This window comes from Microbacterium sp. C7(2022) (assembly GCF_028823665.1).
Classification (GTDB): domain Bacteria; phylum Actinomycetota; class Actinomycetes; order Actinomycetales; family Microbacteriaceae; genus Microbacterium.
This window is the reverse complement of record NZ_JAPEHV010000004.1, coordinates 1-24,275: the sequence shown is the minus strand read 5'-3', so window position 1 is coordinate 24,275 and position 24,275 is coordinate 1. Positions and strand designations below refer to the sequence as shown.

Genomic DNA, 24,275 nt, shown 5'->3' with positions numbered 1-24,275 from the left:
CGGGTCAGATCGCCCTTACCTCGGTCTCGGGCGATACCTCACGGAAGATCTGCTCGGCGTTGATTCGAGCCGCGTCCGTAGCGAATCCCGCGTCGAGGAACACCGCGCGGAGCGGATGCCGGGCGGCGATGGCCCTGACGGCTGCGTCACTCACATCACGAGAGAAGCACGCAATCAGCGCCTCATCGGCGACCGACAGTACTCGTCGGTCAGCGACCTCTTCGATCTCGATCGGCTCGGCAAGGTCGAGCCCCCAGCCGAGCAGGACCTGGAAGAGCAAGTCCTCATCTGTGCGCCCCGGTTTCACGCTGTCGATGGCGTCGGACAGTGCTGCCTGCACCAGGTCGTCCGCGGTCGTAAGCGTGTCAGCCATGTTGGTGGTCGCCACGTGCAGGGACCGGAAGCCGAAGTCGACATCGTCACCGAGCAACCCAGCAGCTTGCTTCGCTTGTGCACCCGCCCGCCGGAGTCGTTCACGACTGATGCTGGCGATGGTGTCGTAGTCGGGGTGGTCGACGGCTTCGTCGAGCTGAACGAGGATGAATCGGCGCCGCCCGCCGTCTGCCGCATTGAGGTCCATGACGGCGTGGCCGGTGGAGCCAGAGCCCGCAAAGAGGTCGAGGATGACGGCGTCCTTCGACCCACCGGTAACGAGACGCAGCCAACGCGCAAGGACGCGCCGGTCCTTGGGGTTCTCAAAGACGATCTCGCCCATCAGGTTGCGCATGTCGGTGCTCGCGGCCTTCCGGTCCTGCTCGAACACGGAGATCGCGACCTGCTCACTCGTGTCGTCCAGAAAGGAGATCCCGCGAGGAATGGCGGTCTCGTCAGCGCCGAACCAGATCTCCCCCGCCGCGATCCTGCGATCCATCTCGGGCTTCTGGAAGCGCCAACCGGTCTTTGGGAGCGATACGGCCTTCCGAGTCGTCGGATGGAGAATCTCGTAGGTGAGGCCACCGCCGCCTCCGGGCCATGTGATGTTGCCGTATGTGTTCATCGGTCGGCCGGTTCCGGGCTGCAGCTGGTCGTACCGCGCTACTGAATCGGTTATCTCACCGGCGGACTTCTTGCTCTTGAGCCATGCCTTCCACTGGGCAGAGGCATCGTCGTCGCTCTGACGAGTCGACCAGATCGAGGCGGCTTTGGCCAGCGCAGTGTCGAGACCGACTTTGGGCTCGCGCCACCGTACGCCGAGCTCGCTGAGCTTCGCCTCGTTCTTCGCGTAGATCAGCATGTAGTCGGCGCCGTTGGACACGTAGCGAGAGTCGTTCTTGCGGCCTCCCTGCCAGACCACATCGGAAATGAAGTTGTCGGCTCCGAACACCTGATCGAGGAGTAGACGTAGGCTCGCGTGCTCCTGGTCGCCAATCGCGGCGATGATGACGCCATCGTCGCGAAGTAGACCGCGCGCAAGCTTCAGGCGTGGGTACATCATGCTGAGCCAGTCCGAATGAAACCGGCCGCTGGAATCCAGGTTCGCGACGAGCCGGTCGCCGGAATCAGACTTCTGTCCAGAGCGTTCCAGATAGTCCGCGCTCGACTCCGCGAAGTCATCGCTGTAGACGAAGTCGTTGCCGGTGTTGTACGGCGGGTCGATGTAGATGACGTTGACCTTGCCGAGGTACGACTCTTGGAGCAGCTTCAGCGCGTCGAGGTTGTCGCCCTCGATGAAGAGGTTCTTCGTTGTGTCGAATTCGACCGACTCGTCGCGCGCCGGACGGAGGGTCTTGGCGATCGGCGCGTTCGCCACGAACGCGGCTGCGCGCTTCCCGGGCCAGTCAAGTTGGTAGCGCTCCGCAGCCCCGTCGACGATGTGGTCGGATAGCTCCTGGCGCAGCTGGTCGAAGTCGATGGCCCGCGACGGCTCACCGTCGGCATCGAGCGTCTCCGTGACAACCATCGGGAAGAGTGCTGCGATCTTGTCGATGTTGGCTCGGGTGAGATCGGGTGAAGTCATTCGCAGTCTCTCCATGGATTACCTCGTCTGGTTCAGTTCGGCTTGTTTGGCTCGCAGTTCGCGGCGCAGCTCGACCTTGCGATTGAGTTGCGGTTCGGACCGGAGCTTGCGTTCTAGGGCGCTGATCTCGCGCTCGAGTCGGCGCACGGCATCGAGCCGTTCGCCGACGACGGCGGGGCTCTCCCCAGGCCGAGGCGCGAGCGGCGTGAGTGGACCGATGAGCTCTGAGTACAGCGCCGTCATCGTGATCGCGGTTGGTAGCGGGGTGCGAGGTGTGTCGTTTCGCATCCAGCCCGTTGAGAAGTAGGCATTCGCCTTGGGTGCAGGGGAGCCGGCCAGTTTGTGTGCTGCTGTCATCCGCACGCCGCGGCCGTGGGCGTCGTCGCGGTGGATCTCGAAGATCACAGGGTTCGGTATTGCCTTATCGATCGATGCAAGTACCTGTGCACTGATGTCGTTCGCCTTGGCGTCCAACTGGATGATCTCGATCTCAGGCACTTCTGACGAGCCTGGAAGGTTGATGGTCTCCGCTGCGAGCTTGTAGGCCCAGCTGATGCGGTTCACCTCCGCGACGAACTTCTCACGCAGCGCGGCCGTCGACGCTGTGCGCTCGTAGAACCGCTCCTTGGGGACACGCGCACCAAATCGGGCACCCACCGGCCACTGGTACAGGATGTCGGTCATGAGTCGCCCTCTGGGTCGACGACGGCGATGAACGCGATCAACTCGAAGTCGTCGAGGCCCGCGATCTGCTGGGTGAGGGCGGAGGTGTGGCCACCGCTGAACAGACTGTCGATGTCGCGTTCCTCGGCGACGTCGATCATCGACCGGATCGCATCCGTCAGGAGCGCCGAGTACTTGCCCATGTCGGAGCCCTCGCGGGTGGCCACGTTGAAGATGCGGGTGACATCGGAGACGGGCTCGTCGTAGGGGCGCGATCCCGCACGGACGAGGTCGAGAAGGCGCTTCGCTTCGGTGTGGTTGGCGATGACGTCGCCGCTGTCGTCCACGTAGACGAGGTAGTGGGGGTGGAGCCTGTTTCCACGGTTCACTGCGGGGTCGGCGTTGACGTTCTTCAGCGCGAAGATCACTCCCGGCAGGAGTCCCTTCGAGGCATCCGCGGGGATCACGGCGTGCAGACCCCGCGGGGCCGCCGCGATGCCGCCGTACTCCTCCATGTAAGCGAGCAGGTCCATCCGGAAGTCGTTGAGACCGAGGTCGGTGATCGACACACCCGCGCGCACGTCTTCGAGCTCGATGTTCTCGCTCTGCAGCTTGCGCAGCTGCTCCTTGCGGAACGCGGCATCCGAGTCCTCGGGGTTCAGCACGTTGTCATCGGCAGAACCTGCGAGGTCGGCGATGACCATGCGGTTCTCGACGCGTTCCTTGAGGTTGATGTACTCATCGAGAGAGATATCGGGCCAGAAGTTGACGAGCTGGATGACTTCGTTCGTCGACCCAATGCGGTCGATCCGGCCGAACCGCTGGATGATCCGCACAGGGTTCCAGTGGATGTCGTAGTTGACGAGATAGTCGCAGTCCTGAAGGTTCTGACCCTCGCTGATCACATCCGTGCCGATCAAGACATCGATGTCGCGCGTCTCGTGGGGCATCGTCAGGTGACGCTGCTTGGACCGTGGCGAGAACATCGACATAATCTGCTGGAAGTCGAAGCCCGTGCCGAGCGTCGACTTCGCGCCGTGGCTGCCGCCTGTGATCACGGCGCTTTCGAGCCCTGCCTGCTGCAGCGTCGGCGCGAGCTCGCGGTACAGGTAGTTCGCGGTGTCGGCGAAGGCGGAGAAGATCAGGACCTTGCGGTTGTCGGCATTGAGTGGATGCTCCGCCTTCTGCTCGACGAGATGCCGGAGCTTTCGGAGCTTGAGATCGTGGTCAGGGGTCACCTTCTGCATCTCGTCGAGCAGCTCTCGGAGCGTCTCGCGGTCGTTCCAGAGGTCGCGCTGCCAAGACTCGATGTCGACATCGTCGAGGTCGATCTTGATCTTCTCGCCGAACGACAGTGCCTCGACGTTGGCATCGTCCTCATCGTCGAGGTCGAAATCGAGATCGTCGAGGTCGCGGATCTCGGGAATAGCTCCCGCATGGTTGTTCAGTCGGATGAGGGTGCTGTCGACTGCACTCTCGATCTTCGCCAGCGTGAGTCGGAAGGCCTCGACCGAGCTCTCGAGCCGCTTGAGCAAGTTCACCGTCATCAGCTTCTTCAGACCCTCTTCGCGCCCCTTCTGGCCGAGGTTCGAGCGGGCGTTGCCGGCCGTGACGTTGTAGAGGTCTTCGTACTTGCTGATGCGGCTGGGGAAGACGTACCTGAGTGGTGTGTAGACAGCGAGCTCGAGGGCTTGCAGTTGCTCGAAGATCTCGTTGAACGAGGGAACGTCGGGCAGGTCTGTGAGAGCTTCGCGGATGGATGCCGGCGGCAGACGCTTCGGGAAGGGGCCGATCTCGCTCGTGTCGTAGAACGCCTGAATGTGCTTGCGCGACCGCGCGATGGTGACCGCGTCGAGCAGCTCGAAGAAGTCGAAGTCGAGCATCTGCAGGATCCGGTCGGCAGTGCGCTCTTCCGCGGGCAGCTTCGACCACTCGTTGAACACCGTCTGTGCGTCACGGAAGACACGCTCGACCGACGTCGAGAGCGTGAGCTTGGCGGCGAGGTTGTCGCTCTCGCCCTCGTACGCGAGCTGCAGCTGATTCTTGAGGTCGTTGAATCTGTTGTTCACCGGCGTCGCCGAGAGCATCAACACCTTGGTCTTCACGCCTTCACGTATGACCTGCCTCATCAGTCGCTGGTACCGCGACTCCTTCTCTTCGGCGTAGTCGGCGTTGCGGAAGTTGTGCGACTCGTCGATGACGACGAGGTCGTAGTTGCCCCAGTTGATGCGATCCAACCGGAGGCCGAGCGACTCGCCTCGCGTGCGCGAGAGGTCCGTATGGGCGAGAACGTCGTAGTTGAAGCGATCGCTCGCGAAGATGTTCGTCGTCAGGTTGGCGTTGTAGTTCGTCCAGTTCTCAGCGAGCTTCTTCGGGGCCAGCACGAGCACAGACTTGTTGCGCAGTTCGTAGTACTTGATCACGGCCAGGGCGGTGAACGTCTTTCCGAGGCCGACGCTGTCGGCGAGGATGCAGCCGTTATAGGTCTCGAGCTTGTTGATGACTCCCGTCGCGGCATCCCGTTGGAAGTTGTACAGGCTCTGCCACACCTTGGTGTCTTGGTAACCCGTGCGATCGTTGGGAAGCACGTCCTCACTGATGTCGTCGAGGAACTCGGCGAAGATGTTGTAGAGCATGAGGAAGTAGATGCGCGCCGGCGAGTTCTCGGCGTACACGCTCGCGATGTGTTCGTAGACGGCCTCGGTGACGTCGTTGAGCTGGCCCGGGCTCGCCCAGACCTGGTCGAACAGGTTGAGGAAGTTGCTCGTTTCGGGGGCGCCTTCGAACTTCGTGACCATGTTGGAGACGGCGTTGCCCCGCTCGTAGCCGAGATCGGCGGTGGTGAAGCCCTGGAGCGGCATGTATGCGGCGCGGTCGTCGACCACGGCGAACTGCTGCATCTGATGGCCGCTGGCGTTCGATCGGAACGTGACCTTCTCACGCACCCAGGCCGCACACTCGCGGGCGATCGCACGCTGCGTCAGCTGGTTACGGAGTCGGATCTCGAACTCGGAACCATACAGCGAGGACTCTGCATGCGGGATGAAGAACTCCCTACGGTCTTTGCGCAGCTTGTCCGTCGCCTGTCCGTTGCTGAACGACGGCGAGGTGAAGATGAACTCGAGCTCCTCGACGTGCTCGAGCTCTTTGCGCAGTGCCTCGAAAGCGAAGATCGAGAAGGTCGACGCGGCAATGCGCACCTTCGAGCCGCGGCCGATCTCGGACTTGAGGTCGTCACCCAAGACGTCAGAGACGTTGTCGATGATCCGCATGGTCAGGCGCCGCTCCTCGCACCGCCACCACGCACCCAGTCGTCGACCTCGCTCGCCTGGAACTTCCAGAGGCGACCGACTTTGTGCGCGGGCATCCCCTTCTCGGCGATCCAGGCGTAGATCGTGTCCTTGGTGACGCCGAGGTGCACAGCGATGTCGTCGGCGGACAGCCACGGCTCGGACATACACGCCCCCAATGCGGAATGAACCCGATCTTTGCGGATATGTCCGAGCCTAGTCCGAGCCCCGTACGTCGACTTGGAAGCGACGCAATCTGGCGTGGCGCATCACCAGGGCTGCTGGCGTGCGTGCTCGTTGACGAACGCGTGCACGCGATGAACATCATCCATGGTCAGGCCGACGTTCCGGTGCGGGCGCAACACGAGCCGCGGGATGGTGAGGTGATCGCCGATGCGTTGGCCCGCGTTGCCGGGCGACTGGTCGTCAGCCCAGACGAGCGCACGCGGACGATGTTGCTCGGCAAAGGCGAGAAGACTGCGCAGGCGCCACCCTTTGTCAGGTTCGCCGATCCATGGCACGCAGCGTCCCGCGAGGCGGCCACGGAATCGTGAACCGTTGATCAAGTGATCGAGGTAGTCCTGATCAGGTGCCCACGAGGTCAGCCACGCCACGTCGACCCCGGGGACGTGGGCGAGCTCATCGAGCGCGTCGACGACCGCCTCGTCGAGCGGGAATAGTTCGTACCAGTTCGGATCATCATGGTGCTCGGCGTACTCCTCCTCGCGATAGAAGCGAGAGATCGTGCCATCCACGTCGAACACCATCAGCACGGAGGGGCCGCCCGGATCCTGGGGCTGTTGCCGTGCGCTCATTGGCTTGATTCGAGAGAGCGGATGCTCGCGGCGACCGCTCGCATGGCGGCAGGCGACACCTCGTCGGTCGCACACAGGATGACGGACGATGAGCCGTGCTGTTCCAGAGCCGACTGCAGCTCTCGTTCGGCTGATGCGCGCTCCTCGGCATCTGCTTCTTCACTCGGCGATGGCTCATCCCGTTGACGACTACGGGTCACGAGAGCGATAGCGCTACGCGCGAAGCCGACCGCGTCCGTTGTGTTCTGTGATTGGTTCATGCGGACACCGTAGGGCGGATCCAGCGTGACGCTTGGTATTCAAGCCCGGGCTCAGATAATTGATCTGAACAGGGATTCTCTCCCTAATCAGGTAACTCCGCGGCGCGGCATGGATTCATCCTCATAGATGAGGAGATCTGCTTCTTTGCCGCACAGCTCCGCGGGCTGCACGGTAGTGCCGAAACGATGCTCTGCCCCGCGCCGCCGGCGTGTCGCGGCTCATGCCTCCGGATGGCACGGCAATGATCCGTGTGACGCGGAACCGTCACAGACGTCAGCGCGAGCTCCGATTGCCTTGGAATAGTCATCTGATCAGCGCATCTACCCCAAAGCTCGCCGGATGAGGAGAACGCGTGGGTGACGCTTCCGGTAGCAGCCTGAAGCGAAGTCGTCACAGGTTGTTGCGCGTGTCGACGGTGAACTCCCCTCCTATGTGACGCTTGTGACGGATTCGGGAGAGTTTGCATGCGTGCGCGCGCGTGCACGCGTGTGGGTAGTGCGTATCTCTTCAGAACTTGGAACAAGCGTCACGAGATGCTTGGAAATCTCGATTTACCTGGGATTTTCGTGTGACGACCCTCTTTGGAGGGTCGAAGAAACCGTCACGATTGGGATCCGTTGTCGCCATGATTTTCCCAGGTGAGAAGCGAATTATGGTCATTCCGCTCCCGGTCGGGAATCCGTCACGAGAAGCGTCACAGACCCTGGAGGCCCGGCGCGCAGCCTGCCGCAAGAATGGTCACGTCGAGAGCATCCGGCATCACTCCGCCGGGGCGGACAGGACGGGCAGGGGGCGGAGTTGCGCGAGCGCATCTACTACGAGGACCAAGGCGACTGGCGCCCCGCCGACTACTACGCGCTGTTCCGCTACCTCAACCGCCTATTCCTGAACGACGGTGGTCGGCGCAGCGACGAGATCGGCTCGCTTGATCTCACGCGCGTGAGCGCCGAGACGAAACACCTGCTCAAGCATCTGCTCGCGCAGAAGGGTGCCCTCGACCGCGTGATCAACGAGTATCCGAACCTTGCCGAGCTCGATGATCTCCCTGAGCTCGACCGCCCGATCCGTCTCTCGGACGAGCCGATGTTCGTGTACCCCTACTTCACCGCGCACGGAATCTATCTCTAACGGTTCACGCGCACCCGTCGATCGTTTTGCGCTCGATTACCGCAGGAGTTCCGCACGAGTTCCGCACGGGTTCCGCACGGTCCAGCGCGCGCATGTTTCACGCAGGAGCGTGGCGCAGGCCCCGCACGATCGCGTCTTCGACGACGCACGAATTGCGCACGCGCGTGAAGACGACGCCGAGCGGCACGGTCGACGCACTAGGCTCGCACGAGTCACGCACGATGTCGTAGCCGACCGGTGCGACTTCGAGACACCCGTCCCAGATCACGGTGGCAGAGCTGCTTCGATGAGACGCTCACCGTGCCGCTGAGATCAGAATCAGCACGGCCCTTCCGGGGCCGTGACGACGGCTGGACCAGGAGGCTCCACTGCGTGTATCCCCCTGGAGGCGGTGTGCTCCGCTGCGCTCCACACCCCATGGATCATCGGTGGCATCTTCGATGAAACCGATGATCCGCAACTACGCCGTCTTTCCGCGCCTGAAGCGATGCCGTTGATCCGTGTAACGATGATGGATCCGCCTGCGGCGGCCATGGATCAACGAAGGGATGATCCACGCTTCTGCCGCGAGATCTCAACGATCTCGATCCCCGATCTGTCGCTGCCGCGCCAGATGCGGAGGGGGAACAGAAAGGGCATAAGGGGGGCTGCCACCGTGCCGTCGTCGCTGCGCTCCTCGTCACGGCGGGTCGGCACAGCCGACCGCCCCTTCGCGTGCCCCTGCGCTTCGCTCCGGTGCCCGCTCACCCCACTCGTCGCTGCGCTCCTCGGGGGCCTTACTTCGGCCGCAAGCGGCCTCGCCCTCCAACGCCCCACTGGGGCGTTCTCGGGTGCCCCTCCCGATCCCGGATCTGCTCCGCGATGTTCCCGGAGATCGTGAGCCTGCTTGTCGATCCCTGGCGCCGGCGGAGCCGTCGCGAGGAGTGGTCGCGAGCCGTCTTGTTAGTTGCGTTCGAGTCGCGGGTCGAGGTCGGTCTCGAATGCCCACTTCGCGCCGACCTCTTCGCGCAGTTCGCGGTTCGCGTGCAGGCCACTACCGGCTGGAACTGACCTCGCTCCGGCGACCACCCCGCGTCCATGCCGGGCCCGGCCTTGACACCTAGGACCCCAACCTATCGACGACACTCAGGCGTGGAACCAGACGATCGTTCAGATAGGTGCAGAGGAACTTCGACGAGCCCGTGCCGGCCCTATAGCACCGCCAGATGCTGACCAGGTGCTCTGTCGGACGCTTGCATCCCGGAAGGCACGGGCAGGGGCGGAAGCGAGGGCCCATGCCCCCGCAGGCTGAACTCTCCGGCCGCCAGGCGGCGTTAGCCCTCACAGCAGGGGTATCAGTCCAGAGCCACCAAGCGTGCGCAGAGGGCGGACGCATCCACACCATGCCACCCTCCTGGTTCTCGCCAAACGGGAGCATGCACGCGAGCGGCCAACTCCGTGCCCATTCCGGTGATCTCCGGTGGTGAGCCGTCGCTGACGATCACATGCACGGGTTTCTGGACCGCAGCGAGCACATCATCGTCCACGAACGTAAGATCGATGTCGGCGATCAGCGTCGGCGCACAGCGAACGACGTCTCCCCAAACTGGTGAGTCCGACAGCCCCTGGATGATCTCCTCCGGCGTTCCGGTAGCCTCATAGAACTCTCGGACCGCGCCTTCCAAGTCACCATCAGCAACCCGACGCTGTACGCTCTCACGGAGGCCGCTTTCGTCAGGCGTACCGCCGACCGCTGGCTCCACTAGCACCACAGTCGCGGCGGGCAACTGACCAGCCGCGTGCAGTACGAGTCCAGCTCCCGACGAGAATCCGGCGATGAGAGCGGTTCCTCCCACGTGTTCGACGAGCGCAAGGAGATCGTCCACCTCGGCGGTCGCCGAGACTATGTCGGCACTCTCGTTTCGTCCTCGGCCCCTCCGATCGTAGGTCACCACTTCGAATCGCTCTGCCAGTCCTGCGAGCGCCTCCTGCATGGGCCGCATCGAACTGGACCCGAGAGCGGGATCGACCCAGATCAGGCGCGGGCCCACACCCGACGACTCGAAGTGGATGGTGTACCCCGCACGGGATAGTTGGCCTTGCATGACACTCCAATCTGTACTCACAAGTTCATTAAGTCACCGTACTCTTGAGTACATGCCATCCGCAACCGCTCGCTCCGCCCGCAAACGCGATGCCATCCTGGAGGCCGCCAAGCTGGCCTTCCTGCGCCACGGCTTTGCGGCGGCCAACCTTGATGACATCGCCGTTGCTGCAGAAGTGTCGAAGGTGACCATCTACAGCCACTTCAACTCGAAGGAGAAGCTCTTCACGAGCGTGCTCGATTGGGTGATCGCGGGACGCTCGACCGGCGGCCCTCCTCTCGACCCGACGGTCGATGTCTCTGAACTGCACGACGCTCTGACCGCGATCGGTGTCGACTTGGTCCAGACCGCCCTCGACCCGGAAGTGTTGGCCCTACGCCGCATCATGATCGCGGAGCAGCCACGACATCCCTTGTTCGCGGAGTTGTGGCGACGCACGACCGTTGTCGCCGCGACGGACTCGCTGATTGACTACTTCGCGGCCATGCAGCGGCGCGGAACGATCACAGACGCCGAGCCTCATGCAGTCGCATCGCAGTTCCTATGGATGCTTATCGGAGATCCGATCGACTCCGGGCTCCTATTCGGTGTCTCGCGCCTTCCGGAGGCGCGAGCTATCGCGGCGGCGGTGGCCACGACGATTGTTCGTGCATACGGAATGCCAAGGGAGTAGCCCGAGTGGCTGCTTCGCGGGTTATAACTCAGTGATGCTCGGAGTGCAAGCCTCCGGACCCGGGCGAAACGTCCCCGTCCGGTCGATCTGTGTCGGTTGGTGAGGTGGTGAGGACGACGAGTCGCTCGGTGGCGCGTGTCATCGCGACGTACCGGTCGACGGCGCCGGTGATGCCGTCGCCGAACTTCTCCGGGTCGATGACGATGACCAGGTCGAACTCCAGTCCCTTCGCTCCCTCGGGAGTCAGCGATCGCACTCGCGCCGTGCCGGCGAACACGGGATCGCCGATGACACAGGCAAGACCGTCGGCATGATGGTCGAGCCATTCGGTCAGGATCGCGTCGCGCGCGGTCGCCGGGGCGTAGGCGACGGGGATGCCGTTGCTGCGCACCGAGGTCGGCACGTTGGCCTCTGGGATGGTGGCGCGGATGACCGGTTCGGCGACCGCCATGATCTCTTCGGGGGTGCGGTAGTTGATGGTGAGCGATGACTGGCGGATGTCGCGGAACCCGATCCGCTCCAGGCGTTCCTGCCAGGTCCCGGGGAAGCCGTGTCGTGCCTGGGCGCGGTCGCCGACGATGGTGAAGCTGCGCGAGGGGCAGCGGCTGAGCAGCATCCGCCACTGCGCGTCGGTGAGCTCTTGTGCCTCGTCGACCACGATGTGGGCGAACGGACCCGCGAGCAGGTCGGGGTGTGCGACCGGTGGTGCGTCCACGCCTGCGAGGACGTTCTGCGCGTCTTGACCGCGCAGGATCGACATGATCTGCATCTCGCTGTCGTCGCTATCGATGAGATCGTCGATCACGTGCGACATCTGGTCCTGGGCGGCCGCGACGACCGCTTCGCGGCGATGCCGGCTCCGCACGGTCTCCGGGTCGCCGATGCGCTGGCGGGCGGCATCGAGGAGGGGAAGGTCGGCGAGGGTCCAGGCGTCGGGGTCCTCACGTTGGAGCAGTTCCACGTCGTCGGCGGAGAGCTGCGGGGCGCATCGCTGGAGGAGCTCGGGCGAGGACCACAGGCTCGCGACGAGGTCGGCGGGGTCCAGCAACGGCCAGGCTCGCACGAAGACGCTGGTGAGCTCCTCGTCCTGCCGCAGCCAGCGCTGCACCACGTGTGCCGGGATCTCCGGATCGTCCAGCTGATCGGCGAGGATCTCCAGCACCTCCTCCCAGACCTCGTCGCGTGCCTCGTTGACCGGTGCGCCGGAGTCGGCGGCGTCGAAGGCCTCGTCCCACTGGGCTCTGCCGATGATCAGGTCCGCCCACGGCGTCTCGACCTGGACCGCTCGGCGCGGCGGACTGACCCGGGCCCGCACCGCCGCTTCGATCAGCGCGGCCGCATCCAGCGTCTCTTTGAGCCTGGCCACCCGCGGGTCGGGCTCGTCGCGTGCGGTGGCGCCTTCGGGGACGAGATCGCGCAGCGTGCACATCCGCACGCTCTCCTCGCCGAGGCTCGGCAGCACGTCCTCGACGTAGGCGAGATACGCCGGGGTGGGACCGACGAACAGCATCCCGCCCCCACCCTGCGTCAGGCGCGGCTCGGAGTAGAGCAGGTGCGCGGCGCGATGCAGGGCGACGACGGTCTTGCCGGTGCCCGGCCCGCCGTCGACGATCAGGGCGCCGCGGGAGTCGGTCCGGATGATGGCATCCTGGTCCGCTTGGATCGTCGCGAGCACGTCCCGCATCCGTGACGACCGGTGCGTGTCGAGGGTGGCGATGAACGCCGACTGATCGTCGAGTGCCGCATCGTTCTCGAGCCCCGCAGCGGTGAGCGCCTCGTCCCAGTAGTCGGTCACCCGTCCGCCGGTCCACCGGTAGCGGCGACGGCTGGCGAGCCCCATCGGATTCTGCAGCGTGGCAGCGAAGAACGGCTCGGCGGCGGGAGCGCGCCAATCGATCAGAAGCCGCTGCCCGGACTCGTCCGTCAGCCCCGTTCGCCCGATGTAGACGGGAGGGCTCCCATCGACCGGGCTCATCCGTCCTAGGCACAGGTCGATGTCGAACCGGTCCAGCATCCGCAGCTGAGCAGTCAGCTGATGGATCTCCAGGTCGCGTTCCATCGCCGCCTGCCCGGAGCCACCCGGAGACCGGCGTAATTGGTCAAGCCTCGTGGTCATCTGCGTCCGTCGGTCGGCAAGGCTCGCGGCGATCGCCGCGAACTGGTCGCGGTCGGCCCCGATGAGTGCGGGATCGCCTTTCGCGGCGAGGCGTTCGGGCAGATCGAAGACGTCCTGTCCGGTCCTGTTCATGCGTTCTCCGATGTCGTCGACGGCGCGGTCTCGGAGGTGTCCGCGTTCTGCGGTGCCCGCGCGTTCCACAGTGCCACGCTGGCGGTGATCAGCGCTGCCGCCATGAGCGCAACCGGCACCCAGAGGGCGGACTGCACGGCCGCGGCGACCTGGGGCGCGATGACGGCGAACTCGTCCGGGTCCAGCGCGAGCAGGGCGCCGATGCCTTCGCCCTGGAGGTCTGGAAGGCGGGCGGCGAGCTGCCAGGTGAGCACGACAGAGACGACCGCGATGCAGATTGCGCTGGAGATGTAGTTGATGACACCGAGCACGGTCGCCATTGCGGGGATGGCGGGTCCGTCGAGGGCGCGGGTGGCGACTGTCGACATCGGCATGATGGTGAACCCAGCCCCCGCCGCGACGGTGGTCCACAGCGCGACCAGCATCCAGGCGGGGGTTTCAGTGCCCATCAGCAGAAGCAGTGCGGTCGTGGCTGCCGTGGCGACGGTCAGGCCGGTGCCGATGACCTTCAGCGGTGCGACGCGGTCGATCAGCCGTCCGGAGATCTGGATGGCGATGCCCGCCGCGAGCCCGGCTGGGGCTACGAACAGTCCCGCGGTGGTTGCGCTCTCGCCGCGCACCACCTGCCAGTACAGCGGTACTAGGAGCATGCCCGCGCCCCAGCCGCTCGTGAACAGGAAAAGGACGATCGCGGCGGACCCGGTGAACGGTTGTGTCAGCACCCGGATGTCGAGCAGCGGGGCGTTCGCGCGGAGCGCGTGACGGATGAAGAACGCGATCAGCGCGAGCCCGATGCCGACCGGGAGCAGCACCTGGGCGGTCAGCAGGCTGGAGCCCGCGAACGAGGTCCCGAGGACGAGCAATGCCATCGCGGGCGGGAGCAGCAGCAGCCCGCGCACATCGAGGGGGAGGGCGGGGCCTTTCGGTGTCTTCGGGAGGTTGCGCAGTCCGAGGAGGAGGCTGGCGATCCCGAAGGGCACGTTGATGAGGAACATCCACCGCCAGGACAGGTTGTCCAGCAGCAGCCCGCCCACCACGGGGCCGAGGACGGGGCCGATGAGGACGGGGAGCCCGAGCACGGCCATGATCCTGCCGCGCTGCTCACCGGGCGTCGCAGCGAGCGCAAGTGTCATGGATGCTGGCATCACAAAACCGCCACCGATGCCCTGGACAACGCGGAACGCGATGAGCGACTCCGGGCTCCACGACGCGGCCACCAGCGCCGACCCGGCGGTGAACAGGCCGATCGAGACGAGAAAGACCGGTTTGGCACCGAACCGCGCGATCGCCCACGCGGTCGCGGGCATGACTGTGGCCAGCGCGAGCGTGTATCCCGTGACGACCCACTGGATCATCGTCAGCGGCGCACCCGTGTCGCGGGTCAGCTGCGGGATCGCGATGTTCACGATCGTCATGTCGATGCCGATCAGCACCGTGCCGACGATCACCGTCAGAGCGACCATGAGCGGGCTGGCAGAGCGGATTGGAGACACATTTCCCCTTATAAAGTCGAGTGGTTTAGCGCGGCAGCCAACGAGTATCCCTCGCCAGGGGGGTCTTGCGGCAAGCCCCCGTCTCCGCTATATTCTGAAAATGCGGCGAGATTCTCTCCGCCTTAGCGGCTCCCGAACACTTGGTTGAGCCCCGAATTCTGTTTGCGCATCCCTAACCATGGGAGAGCTGACCTGTGCTGCATTGACGTGTTCGTCCGCGCCACTGCCACCGTGATTCGTCCTGAGTTTCGTTCCTATCGGGCGGTTTGCCGGGACGTGTCACCTCCATTTGAAGACCTTCAGGGCGAGCGCGCCACACGGCAGCGCCCAGGCGAACATGACAAGGAAGGGCGCTCCGGAGACTGCGCCGGTGTACCACGCGTCGGTGAGGGCTTGGGTCATGGCACCCATGGGCGTGAATCCTGAGATGATGCGTATCGACTCGGGCATCAGCGGTCCGGGAGTCCACATGCCCGCGGTGAACATGGCAGCCATGAACACCAGCAGCCCGAGCCCGTAGGCGACCTGCGCGCTCGCGGCGACGGCGGCGATCACTGATCCGAGGGCCATCATGGCGATGGTGCCTGTGATGATGACGGCCGCGGCCGCCGCGGGATTGCGGGGAGTGGCGGCGTCGAACGCGAACCGCGACAGAGCGAGCGCGATCACGAGCGCTGCCGCGAGGGATATTCCGCTTACGGCCCATTGTGCAAAGAGGATGCGATGAGCACCCACAGGCGTCACCCCCAACCTCCGGAGCACACCGGACTCACGGTAGGCACCCACTGACGAGGGATAGTTCGTGATGGCGACGCTCGCCAGTGCCACCGCCACCGACACGGGAACGAAGAAATCGATGGGCCGCAGCGCCGCGAACGCAGCGTCGGCGCCGCCGATGGGGTCCATCGTGCCGGGGATCACGTACGCCTGCATCAGCAGCAGCAGGGAAGGAAGCAGCAGAGCCATGAAGACGCTCGTCGGATTGCGCAGGAACAGCAGGGTTTCAACTTTGGTAATCGCGGTGAGGGAACGCATCTCAGGCTCCTGTGAGGTGGTCGGCGGCATCGGAGTCGAGGAGACTCAGGTAGGCGTCTTCGAGACGCTGCGCTGAATGGGATACGGTGCGGGTCGACTCGATCAGTTCGTTGGGCGATCCGATGAAGCGAGATCGACCGCGGTCGATGATGGCGATCCGGTCGCATAGCCGCTCGGCCTCTTCGAGGAAGTGCGTGACGAGGATGATGGTGATGCCGGTCGCGCTGATCTGTTCGATCAGCCGCCACACGTCTCGTCGGCCTTGGGGGTCGAGACCCGTGGTCAGCTCGTCGAGGACCGCTACCCTCGGGTTTCCAACCAGTGCGAGGGCAATCGAGAGCCGCTGCTGCTGCCCTCCGGAGAGCTTGCCGAACGGACGACGGCGCTGCGCCGTCAAACCGACCAGTTCGAGCAGCTCCGAGGTGTCAGCGGCAGATTCGTAGAAGGTCGCGAACAACTCCAGGGCTTCCCCGACCCGCAACGCGGGGGGCAGCGCAGTCGATTGGAGTTGGTAGCCCACCCGGTCCTGCACGAAACGCCGCTGGCGAGCAGGGTTGACGCCGAGAACGCTGACCTGGCCGGCGTCCGGGATGCATGCGCCGGCGATGCACTCCACCGTTGTCGTCTTCCCGGCACCGTTGGGACCGAGGATGCCGAAGATTTCACCCTCGTCGACGGCGAAGGTGACGTCGTCGATCGCGACGACGTCGCCGAACGTCTTGCGTAGCGATTCAACGCTGATGACGGGCATGGTTCACCATCCTGACTCGAGCCAGGAGCACCGGATGTCATCCCTGGGTTGCCACTAGAATCACACAACGAGTGTCTAGTGTCAACCCTGGGGTTACAGCTCCTAGACGTCAGGGCATGTCCACATTCGGTGGAATGCACCGCACCCGCACCGGCACGAGGCGCAACAGCAGCCACACCGTCAGGGCGCCCACGATCACCGCGAACCCGATCATCGTGCCCGCCAGATCGATCGCGATCCGCGCGGAGAGCAGGAGCATTCCCCCACCGAGGATCAGGAGCGTCGCGACACTGGCCAGGTCGGTCACGATCGTTGGCGACGGCGCGAATCGGTGATCGCGCGGCGCGGAGTGATCCCAGCAGAACGTCACAACGACCGCCAGGGCAAGTCCGGCGAGCGAACCCAGCGCAACCGAGCCAGCTGCTGTCGGCACCTCCTGGACACCGACGCTGGAAACGAAAGCACTCACTGCCCCGAAGAGGAACGCGACCTCTGCGCCCCGAGCAAGCCCCGCCAGCACGATCGGCTCATCGCGACCAGCGTCCTGGCGCCGGCGCGGGATGTATGCCCAAGCATCAAACCGAAACCGGCGCTCGACATAGGCTGTCACGGTCAATCCGAGGAGCGGCCCCACGACCGGGGTCCACACGTTATCGCTGACGACCCACAACAGCAGCATCAGGGCCGTGAGGACCGACGGCGACACGAACCACCGCAGCAACGCGGCAACAAGGTAATAGCCCCGAGCCTCATCGACGTCGAGCGGATGCAACGCCGAATCGGACGCCGGCACGCTCGCTCGATCAGACCACCCGCTCATGGTCAGTCCCGTCCTCTCGCTTCTCGCAGCCTTGCCCCACCGCGGGCGATCTCGTACACCTTCTGCCGCGACACCCCCAGCTCCGAAGCCACCGACACCGCACTCAAGTCCTCCAAGAGCGAATCAACGGCGACCGATCGCACAGAGGAGGCCCGAGCGACCAGGTAGGACGAGTAGGCCGCCACTTCGCCCGCCAGCAGCGCCGCAGCCAGCAGTCCACCAAAGCGCGCCGCCCAGTCAGGATGCTCGGAGGACGCAGCCCGGAACAGCGACTCTCCGCCGTCGCGCAGGACCGCCGCGACAGCCTCAGCAGAGACACCGGCACCAACGAACCTCGCCCGCACGGCGGCGATCGTCGCCTCGTCGGGCCGGTGCGCCAGCACTGCGCCCCAGTCGGACACCTCCTGCTCCAACAGCTGAGTTCCCATGATCGAGACCCTCCTCTCCGACCGACTGTCACCCCTGAGGTTACACGACGAACGCACCGAAGCCTTTTCAGGCCAAGCAGCGGGCTCACCCAAAGGTTTGGCCTGTCCTGCCTGCGTGGGCACGGTTTCACACGCAATGCAAGTGGCTGGAGAATGCTCGGTTGCCGCCGAGTGTCTGAAGAATCAGTAGTGCCCCTTAGCGTGGTGTAGTTCGCGGTGACCGCTCCGCGCCGTCGTAGACGTGGGTGCGGTCACCGTGTAGTCCCTTCGAGGAATCTCCTACAACCCACTCGAAAGGCATCTTCACGATGACCGCTCCTCATATTGTCGACCCTGCCGGCCTGCTCGGCGAAGCCCTGGCGGATGCGTCGCCGGATCTGATGCGCAGCTTGCTGCAGACCATGGTCAACGCCCTGCTGTCCGCGGACGCGGACGCTGTCGTCGGCGCGGAATCGGGCCAACGCTCCAGCGACCGTGTCGCCCAGCGCAACGGCTACCGGCACCGCGATCTCGACACCCGGGTTGGGACGATCGACGTCGCGATCCCGAAGCTTCGGCAGGGCACCTACTTCCCGGACTGGCTCCTCGAGCGCCGCAAACGAGCCGAGACCGCACTGATCACCGTCGTCGCGGACTGCTACCTCGCCGGAGTGTCGACCCGGCGGATGGACAAGCTGGTCAAGACGCTCGGGATCCACTCCCTGTCGAAGTCGCAGGTGTCCCGGATGGCGGCGGACCTCGACGAACACGTCGAACAGTTCCGGCACCGGCCGCTCGGTGACGCGGGCCCGTTCACGTTCGTCGCGGCCGATGCGCTCACGATGAAGGTTCGTGAGGGCGGCCGTGTGATCAACGCGGTCGTGCTCGTCGCGACCGGGGTCAACGCCGACGGACGCCGCGAGGTCCTCGGCCTGCGAGTTGCGACCAGCGAGACCGGGGCTGCCTGGAACAGCTTCTTCGCCGACCTCGTCGCCCGCGGCCTGGGCGGGGTCCGCCTCGTCACCAGCGACGCTCACGCCGGGCTCGTCGAAGCAATCGCGGCGAACCTGCCCGGCGCTGTCTGGCAACGATGCAGAACCCACTACGCAGCGAACCTGATGAGCGTGACGCCGAAGACCATGTGGCCCGCAGTGAAGGCGATTCTGCATTCGGTCTACGACCAGCCCGACGCGAAGCCGGTGCACGCCCAGTTCGACCGGCTGCTGGACTACGTCGACGGGAAGCTGCCCGACGCGCACGAGCACCTCGACAACGCACGGGCGGACATCCTCGCGTTCACCGGATTTCCCGAAGGGCTCTGGCAGCAGATCTGGTCCAACAACCCCAACGAACGCCTCAACCGCGAGATCCGCCGCCGCACCGACTCCGTCGGGATCTTCCCGAACCGGGACGCGATCATCCGCCTCGTCGGCGCCGTGCTCGCCGAGATCACCGACGAGTGGGCCGAAGGCCGCCGCTACCTCGGCCTCGAGATCCTCGCGAAGTCCCACCTCACCCTCGTCGACAACACCGACACCGAGGAGGTGAACACCGACACCACCCTCGAGCTCACAGCCTGACCATCAACAGATCGAAGGGACCCGAGCTACACCACTACCTGGGGCTTGACCGAAGAATCGCGCAGCTCACCCTACGTAATGTCATTGGCATGAGGCCTGGAGCTGTCCCAGCTGGAGTTCAAGATCCCGTGCGGCTCCGTCCACTGATCAGCCGGCGAGCTCGCCGCGACGCCGCTCAAGGTAGGCGACTTCTGCGGAGTTGCGCGCAAGCTCAACTGCCCGATCGTATTCGGCGCGCGCGTCCGTCGAACGGCCGAGTCGCCTAAGCAGGTCTGCACGGGTGGCGTGGAAGGCATGGTACCCCTCCAGCCTCGCACGGAGCCGGTTGACCACCCCCAGGGCCGCCTCGGGACCATCCAACTCGGCCATCGCGATGGCCCGGTTCAGGGTCACGACGGGGCTCGGGTCAACCTCGGCCAGTTGATCGTAGAGGGCGGCCACCTGTGACCAGTCGGTGTCGCGGGCATCGAGCACGGAGGTGTGAACAGCGTTGATTGCAGCGAGGATCTGGTAGCGTCCGGCGGCATGTCGGCATGCGGGGACCGCGGAGAGACACTCGCGCACCAGATCGAGACCCTCGGCGATGAGTTCTTGATCCCATGCGCCGCGATCCTGCTCGTCGAGCCGCACCAGTTCGCCCGTCACCGATAGGCGTGTGGCCGCTCTCGCCTCAGTGAGCAGCATGAGCGCCAGCAGGCCCACCACCTCGCCGTCATGCGGGAGCAGGGTTCTAACGAGCCGCGTCAGCCGGATCGCCTCCGCAGTGAGGTCCCGCCGGATCGGTTCGGAGTCCTCGCCTGATGCGAGGTAACCCTCGTTGAAGATGAGGTAGAGCACCGTCAGGACGCCGTCGATCCGGGCGGGCAGGTCCTCGGACTGGGGCACACGGTACGGGATCCGGGCGGCTTTGATCTTCCGCTTCGCACGCGTGATGCGTTGACCCATCGCGGGCTCCTGCACCAGGAATGCTCGACCGATTTCAGTTACGGTCAGTCCACCAACCATCCGCAGTGTGAGTGCCACTCGCGCCTCCATCGCCAGTCCGGGATGGCAGCAAGTGAACAGCAGCCGGAGCCGGTCGTCGTCAATCGCGCCAACCGGCTCGTCCCTACAATCTTCGTGGAGCATGAACGCCTCCTCGTATTTCGATCTGCGCTGCGCCTCGCGCCGCACACGATCCATTGCCTTTCGCGCCGCGGTGGTGGTGATCCACCCGCCGGGGTTCGGCGGCAGACCGTCGCGCGGCCACCGTTCGACGGCGACGGCGAATGCCTCCGCAGTCATCTCCTCCGCCAGATCGAGGTCACTGAAGCGGCGCGCCAGGAAAGCCACCACCCGTGCCCACTCTGCTTGGTGAACACGGGCGATGGCTGCTTGGACGCTCGTGGATTCGGTCATCCGCCGTGCATGGGACGGACTTCCAGCGGTCGCCCGCACGCGCGCGATGCCTCGGTCGTCAGCGTGAGCGCCTCGTCAAGGTCGGCCGCCTCAATGATCCAGAAGCCCGCGATGTACTCCTTCGACTCCGCGTAGGGCCCGTCGGTGATGATCGGTGTGGCGCCTCGATTGTCGACGACGGTGCTTGCCGACGCTTCGGCGAGGCCGTTCGCGAAGACGAAGTGTCCACCCTCCTGGAGCTTGGCGTTGAATGCGCCGGTCGCCGCCATCTGGGCGTCTCGCTCCTCGGCCGTCGGGTAGCTGTCGAACTCGCCGGCTTCGCTCGGTCCCCAGACCATCAGTGCGTACTGTGCCATCGTTCCTCCTTCTCCGTAGGGCAACCCGGATGGGCGCCTCTCACCAGTACTACGAACGGCACCCCCCTGATCCGACATCTTTCTCTCGAATCGGCGACTCCATGCGAAAGTGCTACTTGAACCATCATGCCGACGCATGTTCGAAAGCAACTGGGTCCGCGCTACGCATAGCGGGATCGGCTGCCGATCAGGTCTCGTATCTGAACCGACGGTCGTCCGAGCCTTATCGACGCCGTTGGCAGCATCCCCGGTGTCGTCGACATCCAAGCGCTCGAGATGCTCAGCGGGGAGCGACCCCGGGATCCGGTACTCGGTTCTCATCGGAGCAGGTCCCTACTGCGGTTTTCGCGGGCCCGGATGAACGCCGCGAGGTCCTCGGGAACCACGCGCCACCGTGCGGACTTTTCCGGGCCGCCGACGTTGATCGCACGCAAATCGCCGGAGGCGATGAGCCGGCGGGTCCACCATGGCGTGACGCCGAGGGCGTCGGCCGCTTCCCGGACGTTAAGGAGGGCGGTGTCATTGGGAGTCGTTCGAAGGTGAGTGGTAGTAGGGCTCATGACTACCAAAATAGATACCAAGGGTGACATCTGGTAGCAATCTGCAGCGTGTCTCGTGTAGAGTTTCACTACCAGATGACTACCGAGAGTGATCATGCCCACGTCACAGGAACCATCCGAAAGCGAGCTCGTCCCGCCCGCCGAGTCGTCGATGCTTCGCGACGCCTACAAGAAGTCGGGACTCACCGTCGCCGACTTGGCCTCGGCCACGGGGCTCAGTGTTGGCACCGTGAACATCGCGCTGAGTGGCATCCGATATCGAGATGGCAGAGCCAAAGTTGCCGTCCCTGCGGATCGCACTCTGGTCAAACTCGCATCGGTGCTGCGCATCCACCCTGAGGTTCTGCGCGCGCATGATCGACAACGCGCATCCGAACTGCTTGCGGAGGCCAGTGAGGCATCCGCCGTGTCTCCGATTCCTTCTGATCTCAACGCGCAGGCGGTTGTGACCGGCAGGTCTGCGCTCGCTCGACAAGTGCTAGCTCTCTTTGCGGCGGAGGAGCTGCGAGCCGAACTCGAACGTCGCGATCGAGCCGAGCACGAGAGCATTGACCGGGAGGCCTGGGACGACGTCGCGGACACGCTCCGAACGGATCAGTGGCCCGGATGAGCGTGAACGACCTCTGGAAGGGCCTCTCGAAGGCAGAGATCGCCGAGAAGCGTGCCAAGAACGCGCCGCGGTGGGTGCGGCGCTGGCGCGAAGGAGCGGGTCGCGACGCAAAGCAGGCGAAGCAGTTCTACAAGGAAGCACAGAAGGCCCAGGCGGACCTGGACGACGCGACGCACAAGCTTCAGCCGAGGGCTACTCGCATCCGACGCGATTCGATCACCGTGGCGACCCTGCTGGATCGGCACCTCGCGGCGAAAGCCGACCGGGCGCCGGCGACGCTGGCAGCCGACGCCTACCACGCCTCGGTCGTCCGCATGCAGTTCGGTGAGCGTGTGGTGACCACGCTCGAACCGACAGAGATCGAGATCTGGTCGCAGCGCTCCGGCTCAGCGAAGGAGCCGCGGAAGAAGCAGCTCGAGATCCTCCGCGCCGCGATCAAGCGAGGCATTCGGGACAAGCTCGTTGACTCGGATCCGACAGATGGGATCGTGGTGTCGCTCGGACACCACGAGGTGGAGCATTGGTCGTCGGCTGAGCTCATGGCGGTGCTCACGGCCGCGCCGTCGGATTTCGATCGGGCGCTGCTCGGCGTCCTTGGCCTCATGGGGCTGCGCAGCGGTGAGGCGCGATCGCTGCTCGTCGGCGACCTCGTGGCGGGCCAACTCACGGTCAAGAACGCCGGGAGCGGCACCGACACCACCAAGACTCGCGCGAGTCGCCGTACGTTGCCAGTGCCCGAGACTGTTCGCCCATGGCTGGCCGCAGTCATCGGCGATCGGCCAAAGAGCGCGGAGATCTTCGCCAGCCCGAGGCGAGCCGGACGGGCTGTCGCCAAGACCTATCCGAGTCAGGCGCTGACTCGCGCCGTCGCGCAAGCCAACGTCGGCCGGGCGGAGCCGATCAAGCGGATCACGGTGCATGGTCTCAGACACACGTTCGCGGCCATCACGCTCTCCGAGGCAGGCGGCGACATCCTGTCGGTCTCCCGTGCGATGGGCCACGCGAAGCCCTCCATCACTCTCGACAAGTACGGGCACCTAGCGCCGGCGGGCCTCGCTCCGCTGATGGCAAAGCTTGATGCGCTCGTGGGGGCGAGTGCATCATGAGCGGTGAGATTGTGGAGTTCTCGATGGACTCCCATGACGTCGCCGAACTCGATCGGCTCGCGGACATCTACGCCGACGGAGACAGGGATGCGCTCCTCCGCGAAGCGATCCGCTTCATGGCCAGTCGCGAACGCGCTGAGCGGCTGCAACGGATCCAGGCCCGTGTCCACGACACGATTCACCCGCCGAGCACCGTGAGCAGTGACGAACCCAGCCCGCTACAGACCGACGAGATCTGAGTAGTCTCGGCTTGGGCCAACGCCGTGGTCTCCGGATAACGTGGCGAACGTGAGCGTTGACCAGTACCTCCAAGAGGACGGCAAGGGGCAGTACTGGAGGTTCCGTGTACCCGACCTGATCCCTGCAAGCGGTCAGCCGGTGGACTTAGAGGTCGCGCCGATAGGTGGTGATGGCGGCGCGTTAACGTCGTGACGGGCACGAGGTCTGTTAACCACGATCGTGTGAAGAATCCGTTGGTCTCCAGGACACCTCGTGCCCGCTGTTCCATCTTCGGTCATTGACCCGATCTGGCACCAGCTTGAAGCGCTCATCCCGACTCCCGTCGATGATCACCCGCTCGGGTGTCATCGGCCTCGCGTGCCGGATCGGATCGTGTTCGACAAGCTGGTGCAGGTCCTCGTGCTCGGCGCCGCGTACGCGAAGATCGCGGACAGCACCTGCTCGGCAACCACGATCCGTCGGCGACGCGACGAATGGATCGACGCGGGAGTCTTCACCGAACTGGAGCAGCCCGGAACACGGCAGCGAACAACCAGGCGACACCCCACCCGCCCATTCGTGCGCGATCTCGCAGTCGCGGCGGGCGGGTGCCCGTCAGGTCCGGGAGGCTCACGACGTCAGTCGGGCGAGCAGGCGGCGCTGCTTCGGTTGGAGCTCCTGGAGGCGTAACCTCAGCGGGGGCTCCCCCGCCGGCAGAACCACCCACACACTGCCGATCGTGGTGCCTGCCGGGTTCAGTTCTAGGTGTACCCGGCCATGAGGTTGGTGGCGTTTCCGGTCTTGTGAAAGGGGAGAACCTC

The 24,275-nt window shown here is 64.9% G+C and carries 25 protein-coding genes and 1 pseudogene; 8 read left to right on the top strand and 18 right to left on the bottom strand.

The window, feature by feature from the left end; genetic code table 11:
* Positions 1-4: 4 nt before the first annotated feature.
* From ON062_RS06420 to ON062_RS06395, 6 genes are all read right to left on the bottom strand, one after another.
* Positions 5-1,957 (bottom strand): site-specific DNA-methyltransferase, encoded by a 1,953-nt coding sequence (locus ON062_RS06420; protein WP_274646313.1) that lies wholly within the window; start codon positions 1,955-1,957, stop codon positions 5-7.
* Positions 1,958-1,975: 18 nt separating this feature from the next.
* Entirely contained in the window at positions 1,976-2,641 is a 666-nt protein-coding gene (locus ON062_RS06415) for a DUF4391 domain-containing protein (RefSeq protein ID WP_274646312.1), read from the bottom strand.
* Positions 2,638-5,892 (bottom strand): helicase-related protein, encoded by a 3,255-nt coding sequence (locus ON062_RS06410; RefSeq protein ID WP_274646311.1) that lies wholly within the window; start codon positions 5,890-5,892, stop codon positions 2,638-2,640. The genes ON062_RS06415 and ON062_RS06410 overlap by 4 nt, the downstream gene beginning before the upstream one ends.
* Positions 5,893-5,894: 2 nt before the next feature.
* Positions 5,895-6,077: a helix-turn-helix domain-containing protein gene (locus ON062_RS06405; protein ID WP_274646310.1), complete on the bottom strand. Its 183-nt coding sequence runs from the start codon at positions 6,075-6,077 to the stop codon at positions 5,895-5,897.
* A 102-nt stretch (positions 6,078-6,179) separates the two neighbouring features.
* Positions 6,180-6,725, bottom strand: a complete 546-nt coding sequence (locus ON062_RS06400; RefSeq protein ID WP_274646309.1) for an HAD domain-containing protein — start codon at positions 6,723-6,725, stop codon at positions 6,180-6,182.
* Entirely contained in the window at positions 6,722-6,985 is a 264-nt protein-coding gene (locus tag ON062_RS06395) for a hypothetical protein (protein WP_274646308.1), read from the bottom strand. The genes ON062_RS06400 and ON062_RS06395 overlap by 4 nt, the downstream gene beginning before the upstream one ends.
* Positions 6,986-7,784: 799 nt before the next feature.
* Between ON062_RS06395 and ON062_RS06390 the strand changes: the two genes are divergently transcribed.
* Positions 7,785-8,114, top strand: a complete 330-nt coding sequence (locus ON062_RS06390) for a hypothetical protein (protein ID WP_274646307.1) — start codon at positions 7,785-7,787, stop codon at positions 8,112-8,114.
* Between the two features lie 97 nt (positions 8,115-8,211).
* Here ON062_RS06390 and ON062_RS06385 read toward each other — a convergent pair whose 3' ends face one another.
* Both ON062_RS06385 and ON062_RS06380 read right to left on the bottom strand, forming a co-directional pair.
* A complete protein-coding gene (locus ON062_RS06385) occupies positions 8,212-8,382 on the bottom strand; it encodes a hypothetical protein (RefSeq protein WP_274646306.1) in 171 nt (56 codons plus the stop codon).
* A gap of 269 nt (positions 8,383-8,651) precedes the next feature.
* Positions 8,652-8,861, bottom strand: a complete 210-nt coding sequence (locus ON062_RS06380) for a hypothetical protein (protein ID WP_274646305.1) — start codon at positions 8,859-8,861, stop codon at positions 8,652-8,654.
* Between the two features lie 114 nt (positions 8,862-8,975).
* On the opposite strand from ON062_RS06380, the gene ON062_RS06375 reads away from it, so the two are divergent.
* On the top strand, positions 8,976-9,164 hold the full coding sequence (locus ON062_RS06375; RefSeq protein ID WP_274646304.1) for a hypothetical protein: 189 nt from the start codon (positions 8,976-8,978) through the stop codon (positions 9,162-9,164).
* A gap of 284 nt (positions 9,165-9,448) precedes the next feature.
* Here ON062_RS06375 and ON062_RS06370 read toward each other — a convergent pair whose 3' ends face one another.
* On the bottom strand, positions 9,449-10,087 hold the full coding sequence (locus ON062_RS06370; RefSeq protein ID WP_274646303.1) for an alpha/beta fold hydrolase: 639 nt from the start codon (positions 10,085-10,087) through the stop codon (positions 9,449-9,451).
* A 163-nt stretch (positions 10,088-10,250) separates the two neighbouring features.
* On the opposite strand from ON062_RS06370, the gene ON062_RS06365 reads away from it, so the two are divergent.
* Complete coding sequence (locus tag ON062_RS06365; protein WP_274646302.1) at positions 10,251-10,871, top strand: TetR/AcrR family transcriptional regulator; 621 nt, start codon at positions 10,251-10,253, stop codon at positions 10,869-10,871.
* 28 nt (positions 10,872-10,899) lie between these two features.
* Here the strand turns inward: ON062_RS06365 and helR are convergent, their stop codons facing one another.
* From helR to ON062_RS06335, 6 genes are all read right to left on the bottom strand, one after another.
* Positions 10,900-13,119 (bottom strand): RNA polymerase recycling motor ATPase HelR, encoded by a 2,220-nt coding sequence (gene helR, locus ON062_RS06360; protein ID WP_274646301.1) that lies wholly within the window; start codon positions 13,117-13,119, stop codon positions 10,900-10,902.
* The gene (locus ON062_RS06355) at positions 13,116-14,612 is read right to left on the bottom strand and encodes a DHA2 family efflux MFS transporter permease subunit (RefSeq protein WP_274646300.1); all 1,497 of its coding nucleotides are present in this window, start codon (positions 14,610-14,612) and stop codon (positions 13,116-13,118) included. The genes helR and ON062_RS06355 overlap by 4 nt, the downstream gene beginning before the upstream one ends.
* Positions 14,613-14,891: 279 nt before the next feature.
* The gene (locus tag ON062_RS06350; RefSeq protein ID WP_274646299.1) at positions 14,892-15,647 is read right to left on the bottom strand and encodes an ABC transporter permease; all 756 of its coding nucleotides are present in this window, start codon (positions 15,645-15,647) and stop codon (positions 14,892-14,894) included.
* A gap of 1 nt (position 15,648) precedes the next feature.
* Positions 15,649-16,398 carry an ABC transporter ATP-binding protein gene (locus ON062_RS06345; protein WP_274646298.1) on the bottom strand — a complete coding sequence of 250 codons (750 nt, stop codon included), beginning with the start codon at positions 16,396-16,398 and terminating at the stop codon, positions 15,649-15,651.
* Positions 16,399-16,507: 109 nt separating this feature from the next.
* A complete protein-coding gene (locus ON062_RS06340; protein ID WP_274646297.1) occupies positions 16,508-17,218 on the bottom strand; it encodes a hypothetical protein in 711 nt (236 codons plus the stop codon).
* Positions 17,219-17,220: 2 nt separating this feature from the next.
* Positions 17,221-17,646: a hypothetical protein gene (locus ON062_RS06335; RefSeq protein WP_274646296.1), complete on the bottom strand. Its 426-nt coding sequence runs from the start codon at positions 17,644-17,646 to the stop codon at positions 17,221-17,223.
* A gap of 308 nt (positions 17,647-17,954) precedes the next feature.
* Here ON062_RS06335 and ON062_RS06330 point away from each other — a divergent pair, with 308 nt between their 5' ends.
* The gene (locus ON062_RS06330; RefSeq protein WP_274646295.1) at positions 17,955-19,205 is read left to right on the top strand and encodes an IS256 family transposase; all 1,251 of its coding nucleotides are present in this window, start codon (positions 17,955-17,957) and stop codon (positions 19,203-19,205) included.
* A 147-nt stretch (positions 19,206-19,352) separates the two neighbouring features.
* Here ON062_RS06330 and ON062_RS06325 read toward each other — a convergent pair whose 3' ends face one another.
* The 3 genes from ON062_RS06325 to ON062_RS13965 all read right to left on the bottom strand — a co-directional run bounded on the left by ON062_RS06325 (position 19,353) and on the right by ON062_RS13965 (position 21,519).
* A complete protein-coding gene (locus tag ON062_RS06325; RefSeq protein WP_274646294.1) occupies positions 19,353-20,603 on the bottom strand; it encodes an RNA polymerase sigma factor in 1,251 nt (416 codons plus the stop codon).
* The gene (locus tag ON062_RS06320) at positions 20,600-20,959 is read right to left on the bottom strand and encodes a YciI family protein (RefSeq protein ID WP_274646293.1); all 360 of its coding nucleotides are present in this window, start codon (positions 20,957-20,959) and stop codon (positions 20,600-20,602) included. Before ON062_RS06320 ends, ON062_RS06325 begins: the two co-directional genes overlap by 4 nt.
* A gap of 317 nt (positions 20,960-21,276) precedes the next feature.
* Entirely contained in the window at positions 21,277-21,519 is a 243-nt protein-coding gene (locus ON062_RS13965; protein ID WP_368859977.1) for a helix-turn-helix domain-containing protein, read from the bottom strand.
* Between the two features lie 94 nt (positions 21,520-21,613).
* Here ON062_RS13965 and ON062_RS06315 point away from each other — a divergent pair, with 94 nt between their 5' ends.
* The 4 genes and pseudogenes from ON062_RS06315 to ON062_RS06300 form a co-directional block, all read left to right on the top strand.
* Entirely contained in the window at positions 21,614-22,129 is a 516-nt protein-coding gene (locus ON062_RS06315; protein ID WP_274646292.1) for a helix-turn-helix transcriptional regulator, read from the top strand.
* Positions 22,126-23,235, top strand: a complete 1,110-nt coding sequence (locus tag ON062_RS06310; protein WP_274646291.1) for a tyrosine-type recombinase/integrase — start codon at positions 22,126-22,128, stop codon at positions 23,233-23,235. The genes ON062_RS06315 and ON062_RS06310 overlap by 4 nt, the downstream gene beginning before the upstream one ends.
* Entirely contained in the window at positions 23,232-23,474 is a 243-nt protein-coding gene (locus ON062_RS06305) for a hypothetical protein (RefSeq protein ID WP_274646290.1), read from the top strand. The genes ON062_RS06310 and ON062_RS06305 overlap by 4 nt, the downstream gene beginning before the upstream one ends.
* Before the next feature lie 253 nt (positions 23,475-23,727).
* Positions 23,728-23,985: pseudogene (locus ON062_RS06300) on the top strand (transposase); the annotation flags it as partial.
* Between the last annotated feature and the right edge of the window lie 290 nt (positions 23,986-24,275).